Source organism: Paenibacillus sp. FSL M7-0656 (genome assembly GCF_038003225.1).
In the GTDB taxonomy this organism is placed as follows: Bacteria; Bacillota; Bacilli; order Paenibacillales; family Paenibacillaceae; genus Paenibacillus; species Paenibacillus amylolyticus.
Genome location: NZ_JBBOOT010000001.1, coordinates 650,045 through 667,585, shown reverse-complemented (window position 1 = coordinate 667,585; position 17,541 = coordinate 650,045). Strand labels below are relative to the sequence as shown.

Annotated in this window: 11 protein-coding genes; 9 read left to right on the top strand and 2 right to left on the bottom strand. The window is 44.2% G+C overall.

Translation table 11 applies throughout. The annotated features are described in order from the left end of the window. The 8 genes from MHI01_RS02855 to MHI01_RS02820 all read left to right on the top strand — a co-directional run bounded on the left by MHI01_RS02855 (position 1) and on the right by MHI01_RS02820 (position 16,080). Positions 1-870 (top strand): carbohydrate ABC transporter permease, encoded by an 870-nt coding sequence (locus MHI01_RS02855; RefSeq protein ID WP_036615551.1) that lies wholly within the window; start codon positions 1-3, stop codon positions 868-870. Positions 871-935: 65 nt separating this feature from the next. Then, on the top strand, positions 936-2,522 hold the full coding sequence (locus MHI01_RS02850; RefSeq protein ID WP_340982477.1) for an extracellular solute-binding protein: 1,587 nt from the start codon (positions 936-938) through the stop codon (positions 2,520-2,522). A gap of 93 nt (positions 2,523-2,615) precedes the next feature. Further along, positions 2,616-4,355, top strand: coding sequence for a sensor histidine kinase (locus MHI01_RS02845; protein WP_036671354.1), 1,740 nt, complete (start codon positions 2,616-2,618; stop codon positions 4,353-4,355). Next, positions 4,355-5,965 carry a response regulator gene (locus MHI01_RS02840; protein WP_340982476.1) on the top strand — a complete coding sequence of 537 codons (1,611 nt, stop codon included), beginning with the start codon at positions 4,355-4,357 and terminating at the stop codon, positions 5,963-5,965. Before MHI01_RS02845 ends, MHI01_RS02840 begins: the two co-directional genes overlap by 1 nt. Before the next feature lie 97 nt (positions 5,966-6,062). Continuing rightward, positions 6,063-8,294: an FAD-dependent oxidoreductase gene (locus MHI01_RS02835; protein ID WP_076317811.1), complete on the top strand. Its 2,232-nt coding sequence runs from the start codon at positions 6,063-6,065 to the stop codon at positions 8,292-8,294. A 17-nt stretch (positions 8,295-8,311) separates the two neighbouring features. Next, entirely contained in the window at positions 8,312-9,520 is a 1,209-nt protein-coding gene (locus MHI01_RS02830; protein WP_340982475.1) for a GDSL-type esterase/lipase family protein, read from the top strand. Between the two features lie 306 nt (positions 9,521-9,826). Beyond that, positions 9,827-14,863 (top strand): golvesin C-terminal-like domain-containing protein, encoded by a 5,037-nt coding sequence (locus MHI01_RS02825; protein ID WP_340982474.1) that lies wholly within the window; start codon positions 9,827-9,829, stop codon positions 14,861-14,863. 329 nt (positions 14,864-15,192) lie between these two features. Further along, a complete protein-coding gene (locus tag MHI01_RS02820; protein WP_340982473.1) occupies positions 15,193-16,080 on the top strand; it encodes a cation diffusion facilitator family transporter in 888 nt (295 codons plus the stop codon). Positions 16,081-16,208: 128 nt separating this feature from the next. Here MHI01_RS02820 and MHI01_RS02815 read toward each other — a convergent pair whose 3' ends face one another. Further along, the gene (locus tag MHI01_RS02815) at positions 16,209-16,679 is read right to left on the bottom strand and encodes a ferritin family protein (protein ID WP_127548746.1); all 471 of its coding nucleotides are present in this window, start codon (positions 16,677-16,679) and stop codon (positions 16,209-16,211) included. A gap of 106 nt (positions 16,680-16,785) precedes the next feature. Then, complete coding sequence (locus MHI01_RS02810) at positions 16,786-17,226, bottom strand: CBO0543 family protein (protein WP_289389201.1); 441 nt, start codon at positions 17,224-17,226, stop codon at positions 16,786-16,788. A 187-nt stretch (positions 17,227-17,413) separates the two neighbouring features. Between MHI01_RS02810 and MHI01_RS02805 the strand changes: the two genes are divergently transcribed. Beyond that, positions 17,414-17,536 carry a hypothetical protein gene (locus MHI01_RS02805; RefSeq protein ID WP_445744891.1) on the top strand — a complete coding sequence of 41 codons (123 nt, stop codon included), beginning with the start codon at positions 17,414-17,416 and terminating at the stop codon, positions 17,534-17,536. Positions 17,537-17,541 lie beyond the last annotated feature (5 nt).

The window sequence follows — 17,541 nt, the reverse complement described above, 5'->3', positions numbered from 1 at the left end:
ATGATCCATATGACAATCGGGGAAAAAGTCTGGCAAACCGTCGTTTATGTAGTTCTTATTATATTATCCCTACTGTGCGTGCTGCCCTTTCTATATGTGGTTGCTGTCTCCGTAACACCAGAATCGGAAGTATTAAGAAGAGGGATTGTGATTATACCAGAATCCTTTACCTTTCTGGCCTATAAAGAAGTATTCATTTCTCATGGGATCTGGCAGGCGTATAAAATTACGTTGTTCCGAACGATTGTAGGGACTGCGTTAAACGTGTTTTTTACGGTAATCGCGGCCTACCCGTTATCCAAAAAATATTTGCCCGGAAGAAGTCCATTTTTACTCTTCATTGTGTTTACCATGATGTTCAGTGGGGGATTAATTCCGACTTATTTACTAATCCGCTCTTTGGGATTGTTAAACAGTCCTTGGGTATTGATCATTCCAAATCTCATTAGTGCATTTAATCTGGTGATCATCAAAGGTTTTTTTGAACAATTACCTGGTGAAATTGAGGAATCAGCGAGGGTAGACGGTGCCAGTGAACTTCAGACGTTATGGCGGATCATTTTACCCCTGTCCTTACCCGTCCTGTCCACCATTTCCTTATTTTACGCAGTCGGGCATTGGAACAGTTATTTTGATGCTATTGTATATATCAATGATTCCAACTACATGCCACTTCAAGTGATTTTGCGCAACATTCTGCTTAACGTTGCAACTCAAAGCGCTGATTCGCTCGCCAATTCCGGGGCTGTCAGTACGTTCGCTGTGCAGATGGCTACAGTTGTTGTAACTACAGTCCCGATATTGATCGTTTATCCATTTTTGCAAAAGCATTTTACCAAAGGTGTACTCCTGGGATCCGTTAAAGGATAAAAGGTGTTCCAACCTAACTTATTACGGGGAAACCGTGATAATATACAAGCAAAGGAGAGGTCAATATGCAGCGTAAAAAGATTTCATTTGCTATTCTATCGGCAATCTTAGGACTTGGAACGCTTTTATCAGGATGTGGGGGGAATGAAGAAGTTACATCGACAACTTCGAGTAATTCGCAAGGCCAGTCTGGCCAGTTTGCAACCAAAATGAAAATCTCAATGTTTAACCAAGGCACTTTTAATGCTGCTGCTCCGGTACCTCCACGTGATGAAGATATTCAACGCCAAATGTTGGAAAAAGAGATGAACATCGACTTGGAGATGATGATTCCTCAGGCTGGGCAAGCAACAACCAAACTGAATACACTCATTGCAGGCGGGGATATTCCAGACTTGATCTTCTTGAAAAGTCGTGCTGATCTTGCGCAATATTACGACCAAGGAGTTCTTGCGGATTTAACACCGTATATGGACCAATTCCCTGAACTACAGAAACGGTTTGGCACCGACTCATGGGAGGCAATGTCCTATCAAGGAAAAACCATTGGAGTTCCAGGCTACGATAATGTAAACGGTATCAGTCGAAGCTTCTTTATCCGTAACGATTGGCTGAAAAAGCTGAATATGGAGGTACCAACGACACCTGATGAGTTGTTCGAAGTTATGAAAGCCTTTACAGAGAAAGACCCGGACGGGAATGGCAAAAACGATACGTACGGATTCATCGGCGGTATGAATAAAGAAGGTAATCTGCAAACCTATGGCTTTGATAGCTTGATGTGGATGTTTGGCGTCAATCCTCCTTCAGCCGTTGAGATAAAAGATAATGAACCGGTATTTCTGTTTATCGATCCCAAAATGAAAGAGGCGCTTGCTTACATTAATAAAATGATGGCAGCCAAGGTGGTTGACCCGGACTGGGTGACGATGAATTCGCCTGATCTGTTGGACCAAAAGATGTTTAAGGGTAGAGTTGGCTTCATGATCAGAGATGCTCGCAGACTGGAGCCGGATTATCAGCAGAAAATGAAAGAAATTAGTGGCGAGGTGCCGGAATGGATCGTTATTCCTCCGATGAAAGGTCCTTACGGTGATCAAATTGTAGAGAGAAAATCATTCCAAGGCAATTCATGGGCCATATCCGCAAAAGCGGACGAGGATAAAATCATTCGGATCTTGTCCATGCTGAATTATCTCTTTACGGATGAAGAAGCTTATCCAAACTTTGCATACGGAATCAAAGGCATCCATTGGGATGTCGTAGACGGCAAGATCAAAAATAAAACCTCCGAGTTATCAAAGGAAATGAAAGAAAAGTACCTGTGGGTTGATCATTATAGAATGCCGCGCCGTGGTGATGATGCGGAGTACTTCAGCTTCCAGAATCCGAAGACAGCGGAAGCTTTCAAGGACAATCAGCAATATGTGGGGCCAACGCTGCCCGGAAATTTATTGACCCCTGACCCTAGCGATACCTTGGATGCTGACCGCACACGTTTCATTAATGAAAGCTTGGTTAAATTTATGACGGGCAAAGAGCCTCTTTCCAACTGGGACAATTTCCTCCAGACGCTGGATACCAAGTTTGACATGCAGAAATATAAGGAAACAGCAATCCAGCAATTTAAAGAAGCCGGCCTTATCAAGTAAAAATAAACGAAGAGAGAGTGGCTATTCGTAGCCCCTCTCTTTATTAGCATATGCTATTCTTAGTTTAAAACGGGACTAAAAGGAAGATGATGGATGCGAAGAAGAATCAGCTTGCCTTTAAAATTATTTTTTATCGTGTTTGCCTTTGTATTAGGCTGCATCATCTTGATAAGCCAATTGTCTTATCGCTATGTCCAAAAGGAAATAAGAACCAATGACATTTTTTACACCAATCAAATATTAGACAAGGTTGACCAGTATTTTACCGTTAATTTTTCCTCCTTCCAGACGATTCTCTTCTCAGTTGAAACATCAGTGAAAGCCAACATTAACAATACCGAAGTGATTAAAAAGCAATTAAGAGAGCTGTATGAACTCAACAGTATTTATGTCAGTAATATTTATTTGATCAAAAGTGATTTATCCATTCTGGGTGGAAGTACACCTACTCGAATATTCGATGAACCTTTATCTGAAAGAGCACCTTTATTTGATGCGGCTGACAAAAATAGAAGGACTACCTTTGTTAGTGAACCTTACAAATCGAAGTATTCTGGCTGGACCGTTACGATGGTTCGATATCTGAACGGTGCTCCGTTTCCTATGGCCATTGCGGTTGATTTGGATCTAAATGCCATTGAAGAAACCTTGTTCAAGATTAATAAACAGGAACAAATGAATCTGGCTCTGATCACTGCGTCAGGTAAGATCATTGCCGGATTTTCTGAAAATAAAGGACCTCTGAATATTCAAGATCATTCTTTTTCGATCGGAGAGACGTCAGCGGAAGAAATTCTGGATACGACAGAAACAAACCTTCAACTGTTTACCAACGATGGTATTCCGGTCTCCCTTTTGAAAAAACCAACGGAGAAATTCAACTGGACCATCATCTCGATCAACGATGAATCACGCTTAAAAGCAGCGTTGTCCAGATTGGAAACCTATTACCTCGAGTTGCTCGCTGCAGGTCTTCTTTTAAGTTTGTTCATTTCTTTTTTGGTTGCCAAATATATAAGAAAACCACTTTATACGCTCAAAACAAAAATGAAGCAGGTAGAGCAAGGCATCCTCACAACAACAATAACCATTAATCGAAACGATGAGTTTGGAGATCTTTCACGAGCATTCGATCGTATGTTACAGCAAATTGTGGAACTGATTCGCCGGGCCGAGCTTCATAATGAACTTGAGCGGAAGCTGGAAATCCAGGTGTTACAGTCTCAAATAAACCCACATTTTCTGTATAACACACTTGGTTCAATCAGCAATGTGATACGTCTCGGACAAATAGAGAAAGTAGATGTGGTGATCGGGTCGCTCATTTCATTATTGGAGTACGGGATAGACGACGCTTCAGAGAAGGTTTCCCTACGCCAGGAATTACGCAATGTAGCAGACTATATTGAGATCCAGAACATTCGGTATAACCGAAACTTCCACTTGATTGAAAATATCGAAGCAGGACTGATGGATTTCCCAGTTTTCCGAATGCTACTACAGCCCCTTGTGGAGAATAGTATCTTCCATGGTTATAACGGAGGGGGAATTGAGGGGCCAATTACGATTCATGCGTACAGGGAGGACAGCATCGTCATCATCGAAGTTATTGATCAAGGAGAGGGAATTCCAGCTGATAAAATAAAACATATTTTAATCTCAGAACCGAGTGAAGAGGAAGTAAAAAGGAAAAGAATCGGACTGAATAATATTCATGGGCGAATAAGACTCCACTACGGAGATCAATTCGGGCTGGATATCATTAGCATACCTAAGGAAATAACCCGTATACGCGCTGTATTCCCGGCAGAATTGCCAAAAGGAGATGCATAATGGGGAGAGACTATACCTGCTTCATTGTTGACGATGAAGACCTGATCATTCAGCGATTGGAATTGTTTTTTAATGAACTCTCTCATAGGGATCGACGATTTGTTCTGGTGGGCAAAGCGAATAATGGGCTGAATGGGATCGAGGAGATCATAAAACTTAAACCGGATATCGTCATATCCGATATTGTAATGCCGCGTATGGATGGCATCTCCATGATTGAGGAGCTCAGGGCAGAGCTCCCCCATACCCAATACATACTTCTGACCGCCTATTCATCCTTCGAATACGCTCAGCGGGCGATTCAAGCCAACGTATTGGAGTACATTGTAAAGGTTCCGCTGCGGGAAGCCGATTTGAATCGAGCGTTGGATAAGGCAGCCGGAATTTTAAATGAGTTTGAGAAAAAAGAGGCGGAGTTTCACTCATTAAACGTATCCGTGCTTGAAAATAAATACAGAGTCCGCAAGCAATTTTTTAACGAATTGATCCGAGGTGAAATTCCTTCTCATCGGGCATCGGATTTTGCCAATCGCATGCAGTTTCATTTCTTTCAAGCCAACTATTGCTGTTTCATCGTTGAAATGAATACATATGAAAGTTTCCGAAACGAATACGCGGCCGCAGATCAAAACATCTTGAAGTATGCGATAACAAATATCATCGAAGAAACGGTGATGAATGGTAGCAGTGGCGTAGCTGCGGATCTGTCCGATAATCGTTTTATTGGCTTTTTATCTTGGGAAAATAACCGCAGTGATATGGAAACGGAATATGCTTGCCTATCTTTGGGAGGGCAGATCATCTCTCATTTGCATCAATATTTGAATAAAAGGGTATCTGTCGCTTTTGGAAGTCCGCATCGAGGCTGGGAATCGATCAAACAGGCGTACACGGAAGCTAAAAATGTGAGTGAGGATTTCTATTATCATACCGAAAAAGTCGTAAAAACACCGATGCATCGGTTCCAATACCATAATGACAAAAAAGCAGATTTTCAACAGAAGCTGGCTGATTTTCTTATACGCCTGAAGAGGAAGATTTCCAAGGAAGAGCTGGAAAATACACTTGCCGATCTGTCGCAATTTGTTACGGACCATAAAATTCACAAGTCTATCATGGCGCCAATGATTAGAGATTTGTACAGAGACATTACCGTGAAATTTAAATCGGGGAATAAGATGGCCACGGAAGTTCCAGACTTCCCCATGGAATTTATGGCTTTTCAGGAGCAACTCGCCTATATTGGCGACTTCACATTCGAATACGTGCATGCGGGCCAACTATTACATCGTGCAGAAATTATGAGTGCAATGCATTATATAGAGACAAACCTGAAACAACGTTTAACGTTGGAGGCAATTGCCGAGGAAGTGAATTTAGCACCATCGTATTTTAGTAGCTTATTCAAAAAAACAATGAACGAAGGCGTGATCAGCTACATTAACCGTAAAAAAATCCATCTCGCCCTCGAGTTGTTAAACGTTCGAGATTATTCATTATTGGAATTGTGCGAGGAAGTAGGCATCGTCAATGAAGGGTACTTTTGCAAACTTTTTAAAGAATATACGGGGGATACACCTAAGCAATATCGGATAAAAATGACACGGTAGGAATTCAAATAAGGATACAAAAAAATGTATGATTTTTTCGCGAAATCCTGTAAAAAAAAAGGGGTCAAAACCATTACCATGATAGGAGCATCTAATCATGGAGGTTATCAAAATGGAGCTTATGAAATCAGATGTAACCGTCATAGGTGGAGGAATTGCCGGGATATGCGCTGCCATTGCTGCCGCACGCCAAGGGTTGCTGGTTTCACTTATCAATGATCGGCCAGTTCTGGGTGGAAATGCGAGCAGCGAGGTCAGAGTTCACATTAACGGGTCGGCATATCTCGGAAACAGTCCATCCTATTATGCTCGCGAAGGCGGGTTGGTGGAAGAACTCAAACTGAAGATCTTTCATTATAATCCGTTATACAACAAAAAGCTTATGCTTTCACTTTCGGATACGGTCTTGCTTGACATGGTTTATGATGAACCCAACATTTCTCTATTTCTGAATACATGTGTGCATGAAACGGGCATGGAGAACGGCAGAATTCAATGGGTGGAGGGCCTTCAATTGGCTTCCGAAAGAAAATTTCGTTTTGAAAGCCCAACCTATATCGATTGCTCCGGTGATGGAATTGTTGGATACCAAGCAGGTGCTCACTTCCGATGGGGAAGAGAGGCGAAGCATGAATACCAGGAGGAGCTCGCTCCAGAAGTGGCAGATCATTACACGATGGGTGATACGATTCTGTTTCAAGCCCGTGACGTAAACTATTCCGTTCCTTACAAAAGGCCAGGCTTTGCGTATGATATTACGAAGCTGGAGTTTTTTGATAGTATCAGAAAAGGATTAAATCATCGATCTTTTCCAAGGAAAATCAACGGGCTTGGCGGATTGTGGTGGCTGGAATACGGCGGACATATGGATATTATCAAGAATAATGAAGACATCGCATTGGAACTGCGGAAATTGGTATACGGGATATGGGATTATATCAAAAATAGCGGTGAGTTTGATGATGTAGACAATCTTATCCTGGATTATGTATGCCCGATTCCGGGAAAGCGGGAGTCGAGACGTTTTATAGGGGAACACATGCTGTCTCAGAACGATCTTACAGAAAAGACTCATTTCGAAGATGCGGTATCCGTCGGAGGTTGGTATATGGATCTGCATGCAAATAAAGGCATCTACGATGAAGGGCCGGCTACCGCGTGGAACTTTGTGCCGGGATTGTATAATATCCCTTTTCGCAGCTTATTTTCACGCAATATTCCTAATCTCATGTTCGCTGGCCGTAATATAAGCGCTACTCATGTGGCTTTTGGGTCTACAAGGGTGATGGCAACTTGTGGTTGTATGGGGCAGGCGGTAGGAACGGCTGCTGCGTTATGCGTAAAATATGATACAGACCCTGCGGCCATCGTCAAAGCGCATATGGGTGAGCTTCAGGCGCAGTTGCTTCGAGACGGGCAAACGATTGTAGGGCTTCAAGAGCCGTTAGATCCTTATTTCGCAGACGGATTAACGATTCGTGCCTCGTCTCAGCGAAGCTATGAACAACTTCATACAACCGAAGAGATCTCCTTGGAGAAAGCGTTATGTTTGGTCTTGCCGATTCAGACACCCGTGGTTGAAAGCGTGCAGATCAAAATCAAAAATAGATCCGAGCATTCGGAAACGTTGCAAGTGAAGCTGTTTGGTGGGGATCGAAAGGAAAACTATATTCCCACCAGCGAGCTGAAGGGCTACAACTTGGTGATTTCAGCGGGTCACGATGACTGGATTACACTGGACCTCAACTGCAAGAAGCCAGAGGACGACAAAATCTACATCGTATTGGAAGGTGCGGCGAGCCTTGCCGTGTATGGCAATGAAGGGAAAATGACTGGAGCGGTGAGCTTCCTTTATAGACCGGAAGAGCCATCCAGGCTGAAGAAACTTAATAAGAGCATTTGCTTCAAGGATCTGCTACCATTCCAGGATATGTATAATCCCGCGAATGTCGTCAACGGCTTCTCCAGACCTTATGGTCTGCCGAACAGCTGGATTTCGGAACGTACGGAAGGACAGGAATGGTTGGAATTTGGTTTTGCAAGCCCCAAGAATCTGGATGAAATCCATCTTGTTTTCAATTCGCAGCTGAATTTGGAGCATTTCGATGATCCAATCGAGTCGTTGATTCAAGATTATGATGTGACTTTAACTTTGGAAGATGGAAGCGAGAGTGAAATTAAAGTCCGTGGGAATTATCTTTCGTTGAACAAACATCAGGTGTTTGCACAAGGTGTAACCCACATCCGGTTTGATTTCTGTGCAACGTATGGTTCGCCTTATTATGAAGTGTTTGCTGTAAAACTTTATGCTCCTAATAACGCTAAGTGAGGGCGGGTGAAGTCGTGATGAAGGAATTTTTCCCACGAAGAGGGCTACCTAATGTCATTCAGAAGTTGGAAAATGGTGAAACCGTGACCATCGTTTATTTCGGCGGTAGTAATACACGTTCGAAAGGATATAGGGTCATGACGGCGGATTGGCTGCGAGGGCAATATCCCCATGCCGATATCCACGCTGTGAACGCAGGCATTGATGGGACAGGATCGGACCTCGGCTGCGCCCGTTTAGAGACAGATGTGCTTCGTCATCAGCCTGATCTCGTATTTGTTGAATTCGTTGGCAACGATGGCGGAGTGCCCGAATCCAAGGCGCGGATCGAAGGCATTGTCCGACAGATTCGCAAGCGCAGCCGGTTTATCGATATCCTGTTTGTATATACGATCAAGGAGCGGGATTTGACCTCATTTCAATCCGGCGAATACCAGAAGGGCGCTCTTATGCAAGAGGAAGTCGCCGACTATTACGGCATTCCTTCGATTCATCTGGGCGTAGCGGTCAGTCAATTGGTTTCGGATGGAAAGCTTATTTTTACTTCAAGGGCAGACGTATCCATCCCCGGAGCAGTTATTTTCACGCATGATTCGATCCATCCAACGATCCCCAAAGGACATCAGATTTACACCGATACAATCACCCGGTCGTTTGAGAAAATCAGAGAACTTCGAGATCACGTGGGAAAAGTCGAACATCACTTGCCGCAGGACCCCTTGGTCCCGGCCAATCCTTGGGAGTATGCAACCATGTTGCCACTGGATCGTCTTACTCATTTTTCCGCAGGGTGGTCTTACATGACCTCTGATGATTTTCCTTTAGTGCGTGAGTATGAATGGTTGTTCCCCGGATTATGGCGAGCAGTTGATGCCGGAGAGGCGATCACAGTGGAGTTTGAGGGAACCCACATCGGCTTATTTGATATCGGGGGGCCGGATTCTGGCCGATTGAAGGTGTCGGTGGATGGAGGAGAACCCTTCCTTATTGATCGATTCACGCTCTACAACGATCATAATAGAAATCAATATATTTTCTTGCCGGAGCTACCAAATGGGAAACATACAGTTCTCTTCGAGATCGATCACGAGAAAACTGACAAAGCGGCCGTGTTTGAGGCAAGTGGCAATGAACGAGGTATGGAACATGTTCGGCAACATCCAGCTTGGTATGATCAAACCGTCATTCAGCTTGGAAAGTTGTTATTGGTGCAGCCGCCTTTATAATTGATAAGTCCTCTTGCAACACTTGGAAGACCTATATTCTATCTGACTGCTACTGAGCAATCAATTAGGATGTAGGTTTCTTTTTTTACTTAAAATCGTATAAGAAATTCTTAAAATGAAAGAAATATCACCGTAATCTAACATGCTAAGATAAAAACGACAGAGCGGGATTAGGCAGAAGGGAAGGTTAAGTGCTTTTTTACGATCATTAGAGCAAAAGGTAACTCATTTTTGGAAGCGTTATCATTATGAGGAGAGGCTGTGAATTGTATGGTCAAAAGGAAGCTGTTTTTCTTCATCGTTTTCATGTTGACGGTCGTAGTTCCTTCCAGCCTGATCGGAATAAGGACCGCTTATGCGGAGACCTTACCTTATCAGACGATTATCATCGATGACGGGAGTATCAAGATCAATGATGTTGTGACACCTGATGCGGGTAACAAGAACAATGGATATGCGGCTCCAAATTGGACTACAAGCACAGGGGTGAAGGGGTATGATCTTTCCAGCACCAAATATACGAGTACAGCAGGCAGAACGATAACATGGAATCCACGCTTAGAAGAAGGAACGGCGAAAATATCGTTCTATAAGCTGGATTGGGCGGATAAGGCTGATAGCAATGTAAAAATCGAAATTGTTCATAATGGAACAACGGATGTAGTCTTTATGGATCTAAGACCCTCATCTGGCGCTCCAGCAGGGTGGGTTGATTTGGGAGAGTACTATTTTTCTGGAGTTGGTGAAGAATTCGTTCAATTGACCCGTTCTACCGGCACCACAAACACGATCCTTACACGCGCGGATGCGGTCAAGTTCGAAGGGAATATAACGCAGAAAGAGCCACATAAGACAATCATCATTGATGATGGGAGCCTCACAATTGATCATGTCGTTACGGTTGATTCCGGCAACGCTAATAACGGATTCTCCGCTCCATATTGGAGCACAAGCGCGGGAGTGAAGGGATACAATAATTCCAGTTCCAAATTTACAGACGCTGTAGGTAGAAGCATCACCTGGAATCCACGCTTGGAAGCAGGGACGGCGAGGATATCGTTCTATAAGCTGGATTGGGCGGATAAAGCAGACAGTAATGTGAAAATTGAGATTGTTCATAACGGGATTACGGATGTTAAGTTTATGGATCTAAGACCTTCGTCAGGTCCATCGGTTGGATGGGTGGATCTGGGGGAGTATGAGTTTAGTGGTGATGATAGCGAATTTGTCAGGCTGACTCGAACGCAGCCTTCTACGGGTACAATTATTACGCGGGCTGATGCAGTCAAGTTCGAGGGGAATATCCGTCAACAAGCACCACCGCTCCCCCCGCTAAGAAGCCGTACCTTAGCGAATCTCAGTTACACAGAGAAAGGCAGCATCGAAAATGCGAACTATAAGGCAACCTTCTATGAGGCAGCATGGGATGAAGGTAAATCCATCGTTCGTGACATGTTCTACAAAAACACGGAGACAGGGAACTGGGTTCCAATCAATAATGAATCGGAAAGACTTGAGGAACAATGGGTTCTATTGGACGGGAACGCGGGCAGCCGAACCAATTACTACGATACGATGAACAAACGCTGGATTACATTCGACGGGGTCCATTTTCCAGACAGCCAGACGGCGGTATTAACCGATTCTAGGCATGGCAGTGATTACTATTTTGAAGTGAACTGGTCCATGGCAGGGGATAAACCAGATGTTTCTTTTGCCTTTACACCTCGCCGCGACGGCAATTATGTGATTGGATATCAGTCCTTCACAACAGAGGCAGTCTCGGGCATCAATGAAGTGTTAAATGGATTCAGGTCACATGCCAAAATGGTAGGTACGGTGGAATCAACAAGTTTAAGAGAGCTGAGCGCTCCGATGAGCCTAGTTGAGAAAAAAGATGGTTCGGGAAATCCATTAACGTATGGCGTATTTGTACCTACGACAGAGCTTCCGGTTGAATTTGAACCGACGGGAGGTGTGACGAAACAACGGCTTGGCATGAGCCTGGTCAACAACGAAGGCAGTGTGCAACCCATCCTGTATGCCCCTCAATTAGGGACTTATTCACAAATGACCGCAGAAAGCACGTATCAATTTCATATGGGGCTAATCGCTCAAAAAAGCAATCTATATGAGTCCTACGTGGATATTCTTCGCAATGAGTACGATTATTCGGCATACCGGGAAAATGTGTCAGATCAGTCGCTTACTGACGCGATGTTTAATATGATTGATCTCCTTAAAATTGAGCCGCAAGGGGACGACTCTGTGAATTATGTCCCATCACCCAGCGGGTGGTGGAGCCGTGCCAAGGGTTTTATTGATATCGAAAACGAGGATAGCGTCCGAACAAGCTCAAATGCGGTTCTTTTGGGGGCTTACTATTTGACTGGAGATGACCAGCTATACGATACGAGAGCACTGCCGTCCGTCCAGTATGGCGTATCGCGAAATGGTATCGGTTGGTCGCCAACGCAGAAAAAAGTATACGGTGTGCCTTCGTTATGGAAAATGGCTACTCTGCCGTTTGATGTTTCAAGTGTCACCGCTGTTCACCAGATGATGGGCACTACAGCTGGTATTGGGGCGCTGGCACAGGAAGAATACCTCGTACGTGACCCGGATCAGAAAGACCGCGGGCCTGTCATTCAGCCCCTGATGATGTATCGGATGACGGGAGATGCACAGTATTTGCAAGCTGCGAAGGATGCAGCCGACAGTTATATCACGCAACATATCGATACGCCTGCATCCGTCGATGTGAGTAAAAATGAGTTCATTTATTATTACAGCAAGCTGTGGATGGAGATCTTGGAGCTATATGAGGAAACGCAGGATCCCAAATACTTGGATGCCGCCTATAAAGAAGCCAAACGCTATGCGACCATGTTTGTTGCTCGTCCAGTTCCTGAAGGTAACGTTACAATTCCTCAGCCGGAGACATATAATTACGCCGAGTCGTTCCATTGGCCGGAAAGTGGTAAATTTCAATATCCTAGGCTCAAGCTTCCCGAAGATATTGCCGGAGGTGTTCAAGCGGAGCGTTGGCTTATTTCACCGAGCGGATTGACGTTTGAAGCAGGAAGTACAACCGGCTATTATCGGATGAATGCTCAGGAAGCTCCGTTCATGCTGAGATTGTCGCTCTATACAGGGGATGAACTGTTGCAGGATATTGCTCATAATGCGGTTATTGGACGATATTCCAGTTATCCAGGTTATTATTATAAAGGGTTCGCCGTTAGCCAACTTGAACCGGACTTTCCTCTGGAAGGCCCCAGCGGGGCTACATCCATCTATTATCACCATATCCCTGGGCAACTCGGGCAAACGATGGATTATTTGATCAGCGAACAATCATTGAAATCAAACGGGAGCATTACGTTTCCTTCCGTATTTGAAACGAATTTTTTATGGTTCAAATATCACCTCTATGGGAATAAACCAGGTCAATTTTATGGTAATTCGGACGTTTGGCTCTGGATGCCTAAGGGGATTATTAAGACCAACCATCCTCAATTGAATTGGATAACGGGTGAGAGCGGGGATAAATTCTACATCGGATTAAGCAATGCATCGTCTGAAGAAGTTCAGACTCCGATTGAATTGAATGAACAGATCATTGGATTCAACCCGGCACAGGATTATACCGTAACGATCATCCGCGACAATGGTACACCAGAGCAAGCAGTTATGAGTGGTGGAATCATTCAAGCCACGGTTTCAGGCAAGGGCATCACCGCGATCATTGTAGAAGGACTTAACATTAATGTGCCGCTACATCAGGTCAGAACGGCAGATACATCGGATGCAAGTTATTTCTTTGATACCCACAGTCCAATTGATGCGGTTAAAGGCATGCTGATCGTTAAGCCCGACGAAACGGTCTATGATGCTTATGTGCAGGCCAAAACGACAAAACCAGCGACAATCCATTATTCATTGGATGGCGGAGCTACGTATACGACTATACCCGATACGATATACCCGATGGAATGGTCTATACGAGTGGATGATTTATCCCAAACCTTTACGTATTACGTGGAATCGGACGGGAAACAGACCAACAAGCGTACACTTTATCTGCCTGATCAGGTAACGGAAACTCCAGTCCAACCCGATGGGCAGGATAGTTCATCCATCATCGTGGATAATACGGAGGCGGAGACAGAAGGCGTCTGGATAAGGGATACGACGGCTAACGATTATTATTATGATAACTATGTGTATGCCAAATCTACGACCGGCACAGCGACAAGCAAAATGAGATGGCGGCCTGAGCTGCCGGAAAGTGTCACTTACAGTGTGTATTACAAGATTCCGCAAATCACGGCTGCGAGTGAAAATTGGGCAACAAATGTCTCATTTACCGTTTATCATAGCGGAGGTTCCGAGACGGTGACAGTTGATGAGACAACAGCGAATGGTACTTGGGTGCACCTGGGGGATTATCCTTTTGCTGCAGGCGATAGCGGGTACGTGGAACTAACCAATAAGGCCAATAAGTCCAGAGTCGTTGCCGATGCAATCATGTGGGTGGACCCAAACAGGGTACCGCAATTGGAGTCTGCTGTGATCCTGTCCGATCGGAACGAACTGCAGATGACTCAAACCGCACAACTGAATGTAACCGGTTATTTGGATAACGGTTTGGTCGGTGATATTACACAAGCCGATGTGCAGTATTTCGTTGATCGTACGGATCTGGCCGAAGTGAATAGCAGTGGGGTGTTGACCCTTCTTAATCTTGATGGAGACACGGATCACATTGAGGTATGGGCTACTGTTACGATTGACGGAGTGACCTTAACCACACCGCCTTTGAACATTACGATTAGGGACCTAACGGTTATCGTGGACAGTACAAATACAACAGGGTTATACACGACAGAAGGGTCGTGGAGCCAAAGCAATTTAGCCGGATACAAAATTGGGGTTAAATCCCGCTATTCAACAGTTCAAGGCTCATCAGCAACGTGGAAAGGCGAGTTTCCAGAAGGTAAATATACGGTCTCGATCTATAAACTCGTCCATACGACAGCAAACGATAACAATGTCAAAGTGGAAGTGAAACATAAAGCGGGTACCGAGGTCACCTATATCGATGCAACGGTCGGCTCATCGGGTTGGGTTAATCTGGGGACGTTCGACTTTACGGGCGACGGTAGCGAGTATGTTCGATTAACCAGGGTTACGCCTACAACGGTAGACCCGCCAACGCTTCCTGCGGATATGATCTATACGAGGGTTGACGCAGTTATGTTCGAACGGCATTCCGATGATTCGGAGCAGCTTGCCAATGAAGCGCCAGTTGAACCGACACTTTCTGAATCAGAGCAGTGAATTATGAATGGAAGTGGAACAACGGTAAGTGATGTTATACAAATTATTGTAAAATAACGCTAAGAGCCGAGTGGATCAAAACGATCCATTTGGCTCTTTTTGTCTAAGTGCACGAAAGTGTGGTTACAAGGGAAGGCAGTCGGCCACCTTCCTCTTACCACCCATTAATCACTTAAGTTTGCCAAATCCAACTTTTTTGGATTCTTGTAAAAAAATTGCCGCGTTCAGATTATGTTTCGTCACACTCAAAACGTTTCTCTAGACCCACACAAATCTTCAATGGTACCATCATACACGTGCTTGAATTGAAGATTGCAGGAGGATATCATGTGGATCAACTTAAATACGATAATCTAAAGCTGGGGGAGCGCGGAGCTATCATCAGCATTATCGCCTACATATGTTTGACCGTATTAAAACTGATCGTTGGCAATATGGCCGGATCAGAAGCGCTCAAGGCGGATGGATTAAACAATGCCACCGATATTGTGGCCTCAATAGCTGTACTGATCGGTTTGAAGCTTGCCCAACGCCCAGCCGACACAGATCATACATATGGTCACTGGAGAGCAGAGACCGTTGCGTCACTTGTTGCTTCTTTCATTATGATGGCAGTAGGTTTACAAGTACTGTTTCAAGCCATTGGTTCTGTGTTTCAGGGTAAACATGAATCTCCGGATATCATCGCTGGGTACACAGGCATTTTCTGCGCAGTTATCATGTATCTGGTCTATCGCTATAACAAGAGACTTGCTACTCGTATTAAAAGTCAGGCAGTCATGGCTGCAGCTCGAGATAATATCTCCGATGCCTGGGTGAGCACCGGTACGGTCATTGGGATCGTGGGTTCCCAGTTCGGCCTCCCATGGCTGGACCCTGTAACGGCTGTCATTGTAGGTTTCCTGATCTGCAAGACCGCTTGGGACATTTTCAAGGAAGCCACACATCATCTGACGGATGGTTTTGATGTTGAACTGATTCAGGAGTACAAAAAAACGATTGCCGGAATTGACAGCGTAGAGACAGTTAAAGACGTGAGAGCGCGGAATTATGGCAATAACGTTGTAGTAGACGTTGTCATAACAGTCCATGCTGAGCTGGATCTTCAACAAGCACACGATATCTGTACAGACGTGGAGAACGAGTTAATGGAGGAACATGACGTATACACCGTTCACGTTCATGTGGAACCTGATACGTTGGAAGAGTGCATTTGATAGCAAGTTTATATCAGTGAGACTCAGCAAAGCAAAAAAACCAGTGAGCTTTACTCATTCACTGGTTTTTTACTGCTTTCAATTGTTCATTTTTAAAAGAATACGCACGTTTTTCATCCCATACATGACTATCTCGGCAAATTGTAGGTAATCAGATTGTTATATTTATCCGCATGTTTCTGTTCGTCCAGGATGATTCCCCAAACCGTGTCTTTATATATGCCATAAGGGAGACCAAACCATATTTTTCTATACTTTTCCACGGCGGCCAATTCACCCTGAAACGCCTTTTGCAGTCCGGCGAGATAAGAGGTGACCGTCTCAACTGGCTCACTGCTTACGCCCGAAATCTCTTGACCTGTCAGATCCTTGTACATTTGGCGGAACATTTGATTATGTCCTCGTTCATCATTGCGGATGCTCGTGATGATGGCAGCCTGATTGGCATCGGGTGACAACTGAATCAGTGAATCATAGAACACCTCATCGTTTCGTTCTCCTTGCACAGCCGTTTTGATTAATTCAAGTGCTTCGGCTGATGATGTTGCCCATACCGGAGTAAAAGTGTACCTGTAACCATAAGGATATGCCACATACATTACGAATCCCTCCAAGACAAATATGAGTTAAGATATGCACGTATGCCCATCAGCGTTAACCCATATCATCTGTCCTGCCTTATTAGTGGAAAGCTTCAGTAAAACTTCACTTCGTATACCTCAATAGTTTACTGTAACCATAAGCAAGAACAAATGGCAGGAGGTATGACACAAAGGTCCAAATTATGTTCCATCCATTAAAATAGATGACATGCCCCATCATTTTGGCAACCCATTCGATTAATGTCAGCGACAATGATGCAACAAGAATCGCCAACCATGGCTTGGTGCCTTTTTCTGAAATCATATACATCATCAGGCAACCAGCGATCGGATAGACTCCAAGATCCATTGGAAGAGCAGCCAAGGATTGATTATGAGTATTCGGCAGAATATTCCAGAAGTAATTAAACCCGATATTGTTGATGGATGCTGAAATAGCCACACCGAGTGGATAATATAGAATAAGGATTGTAAAGTTCCGACGCAGAATCCATACACCCAATATAATGGGAATGACCATACCCAGCAGAATGTTTCCTAACATGCCATTTTCCTCCAAAGCTTTGTTACTTCTGTAGTTTCACTATAAGCCGCATCAGCATTTATCGGATTTCTCTCACTTCAATACAAGTGGTGTTGTATAAGTTAACCAACTCCATGGGATATAATGCATATTAGCAAATTCGGAATAGGCGTACGCCTTACTCGAAGTGAATGGACAAGTTTCGGTCATGAAAAAAGAAAAGTATAGAATGGCTACGGTTGAGGATGTTCATAAAAAGGTAGAGTGGCATATCAATAAGGATTTTATGAAAAAAATCCCTTCTCTTCGGCTGAAAGAAGAGAATGGATGATCCTA

Coding starts and splice junctions, on each gene's coding strand:
- MHI01_RS02855 (WP_036615551.1), top strand. CDS start 1: ATGATCCATATGACAATCGGGGAAAAAGTCTGGCAAACCGTCGTTTAT.
- MHI01_RS02850 (WP_340982477.1), top strand. CDS start 936: ATGCAGCGTAAAAAGATTTCATTTGCTATTCTATCGGCAATCTTAGGA.
- MHI01_RS02845 (WP_036671354.1), top strand. CDS start 2,616: ATGCGAAGAAGAATCAGCTTGCCTTTAAAATTATTTTTTATCGTGTTT.
- MHI01_RS02840 (WP_340982476.1), top strand. CDS start 4,355: ATGGGGAGAGACTATACCTGCTTCATTGTTGACGATGAAGACCTGATC.
- MHI01_RS02835 (WP_076317811.1), top strand. CDS start 6,063: ATGGAGGTTATCAAAATGGAGCTTATGAAATCAGATGTAACCGTCATA.
- MHI01_RS02830 (WP_340982475.1), top strand. CDS start 8,312: ATGAAGGAATTTTTCCCACGAAGAGGGCTACCTAATGTCATTCAGAAG.
- MHI01_RS02825 (WP_340982474.1), top strand. CDS start 9,827: ATGTTGACGGTCGTAGTTCCTTCCAGCCTGATCGGAATAAGGACCGCT.
- MHI01_RS02815 (WP_127548746.1), bottom strand. CDS start 16,679: ATGTATGTGGCATATCCTTATGGTTACAGGTACACTTTTACTCCGGTA.
- MHI01_RS02810 (WP_289389201.1), bottom strand. CDS start 17,226: ATGTTAGGAAACATTCTGCTGGGTATGGTCATTCCCATTATATTGGGT.
- MHI01_RS02805 (WP_445744891.1), top strand. CDS start 17,414: ATGAAAAAAGAAAAGTATAGAATGGCTACGGTTGAGGATGTTCATAAA.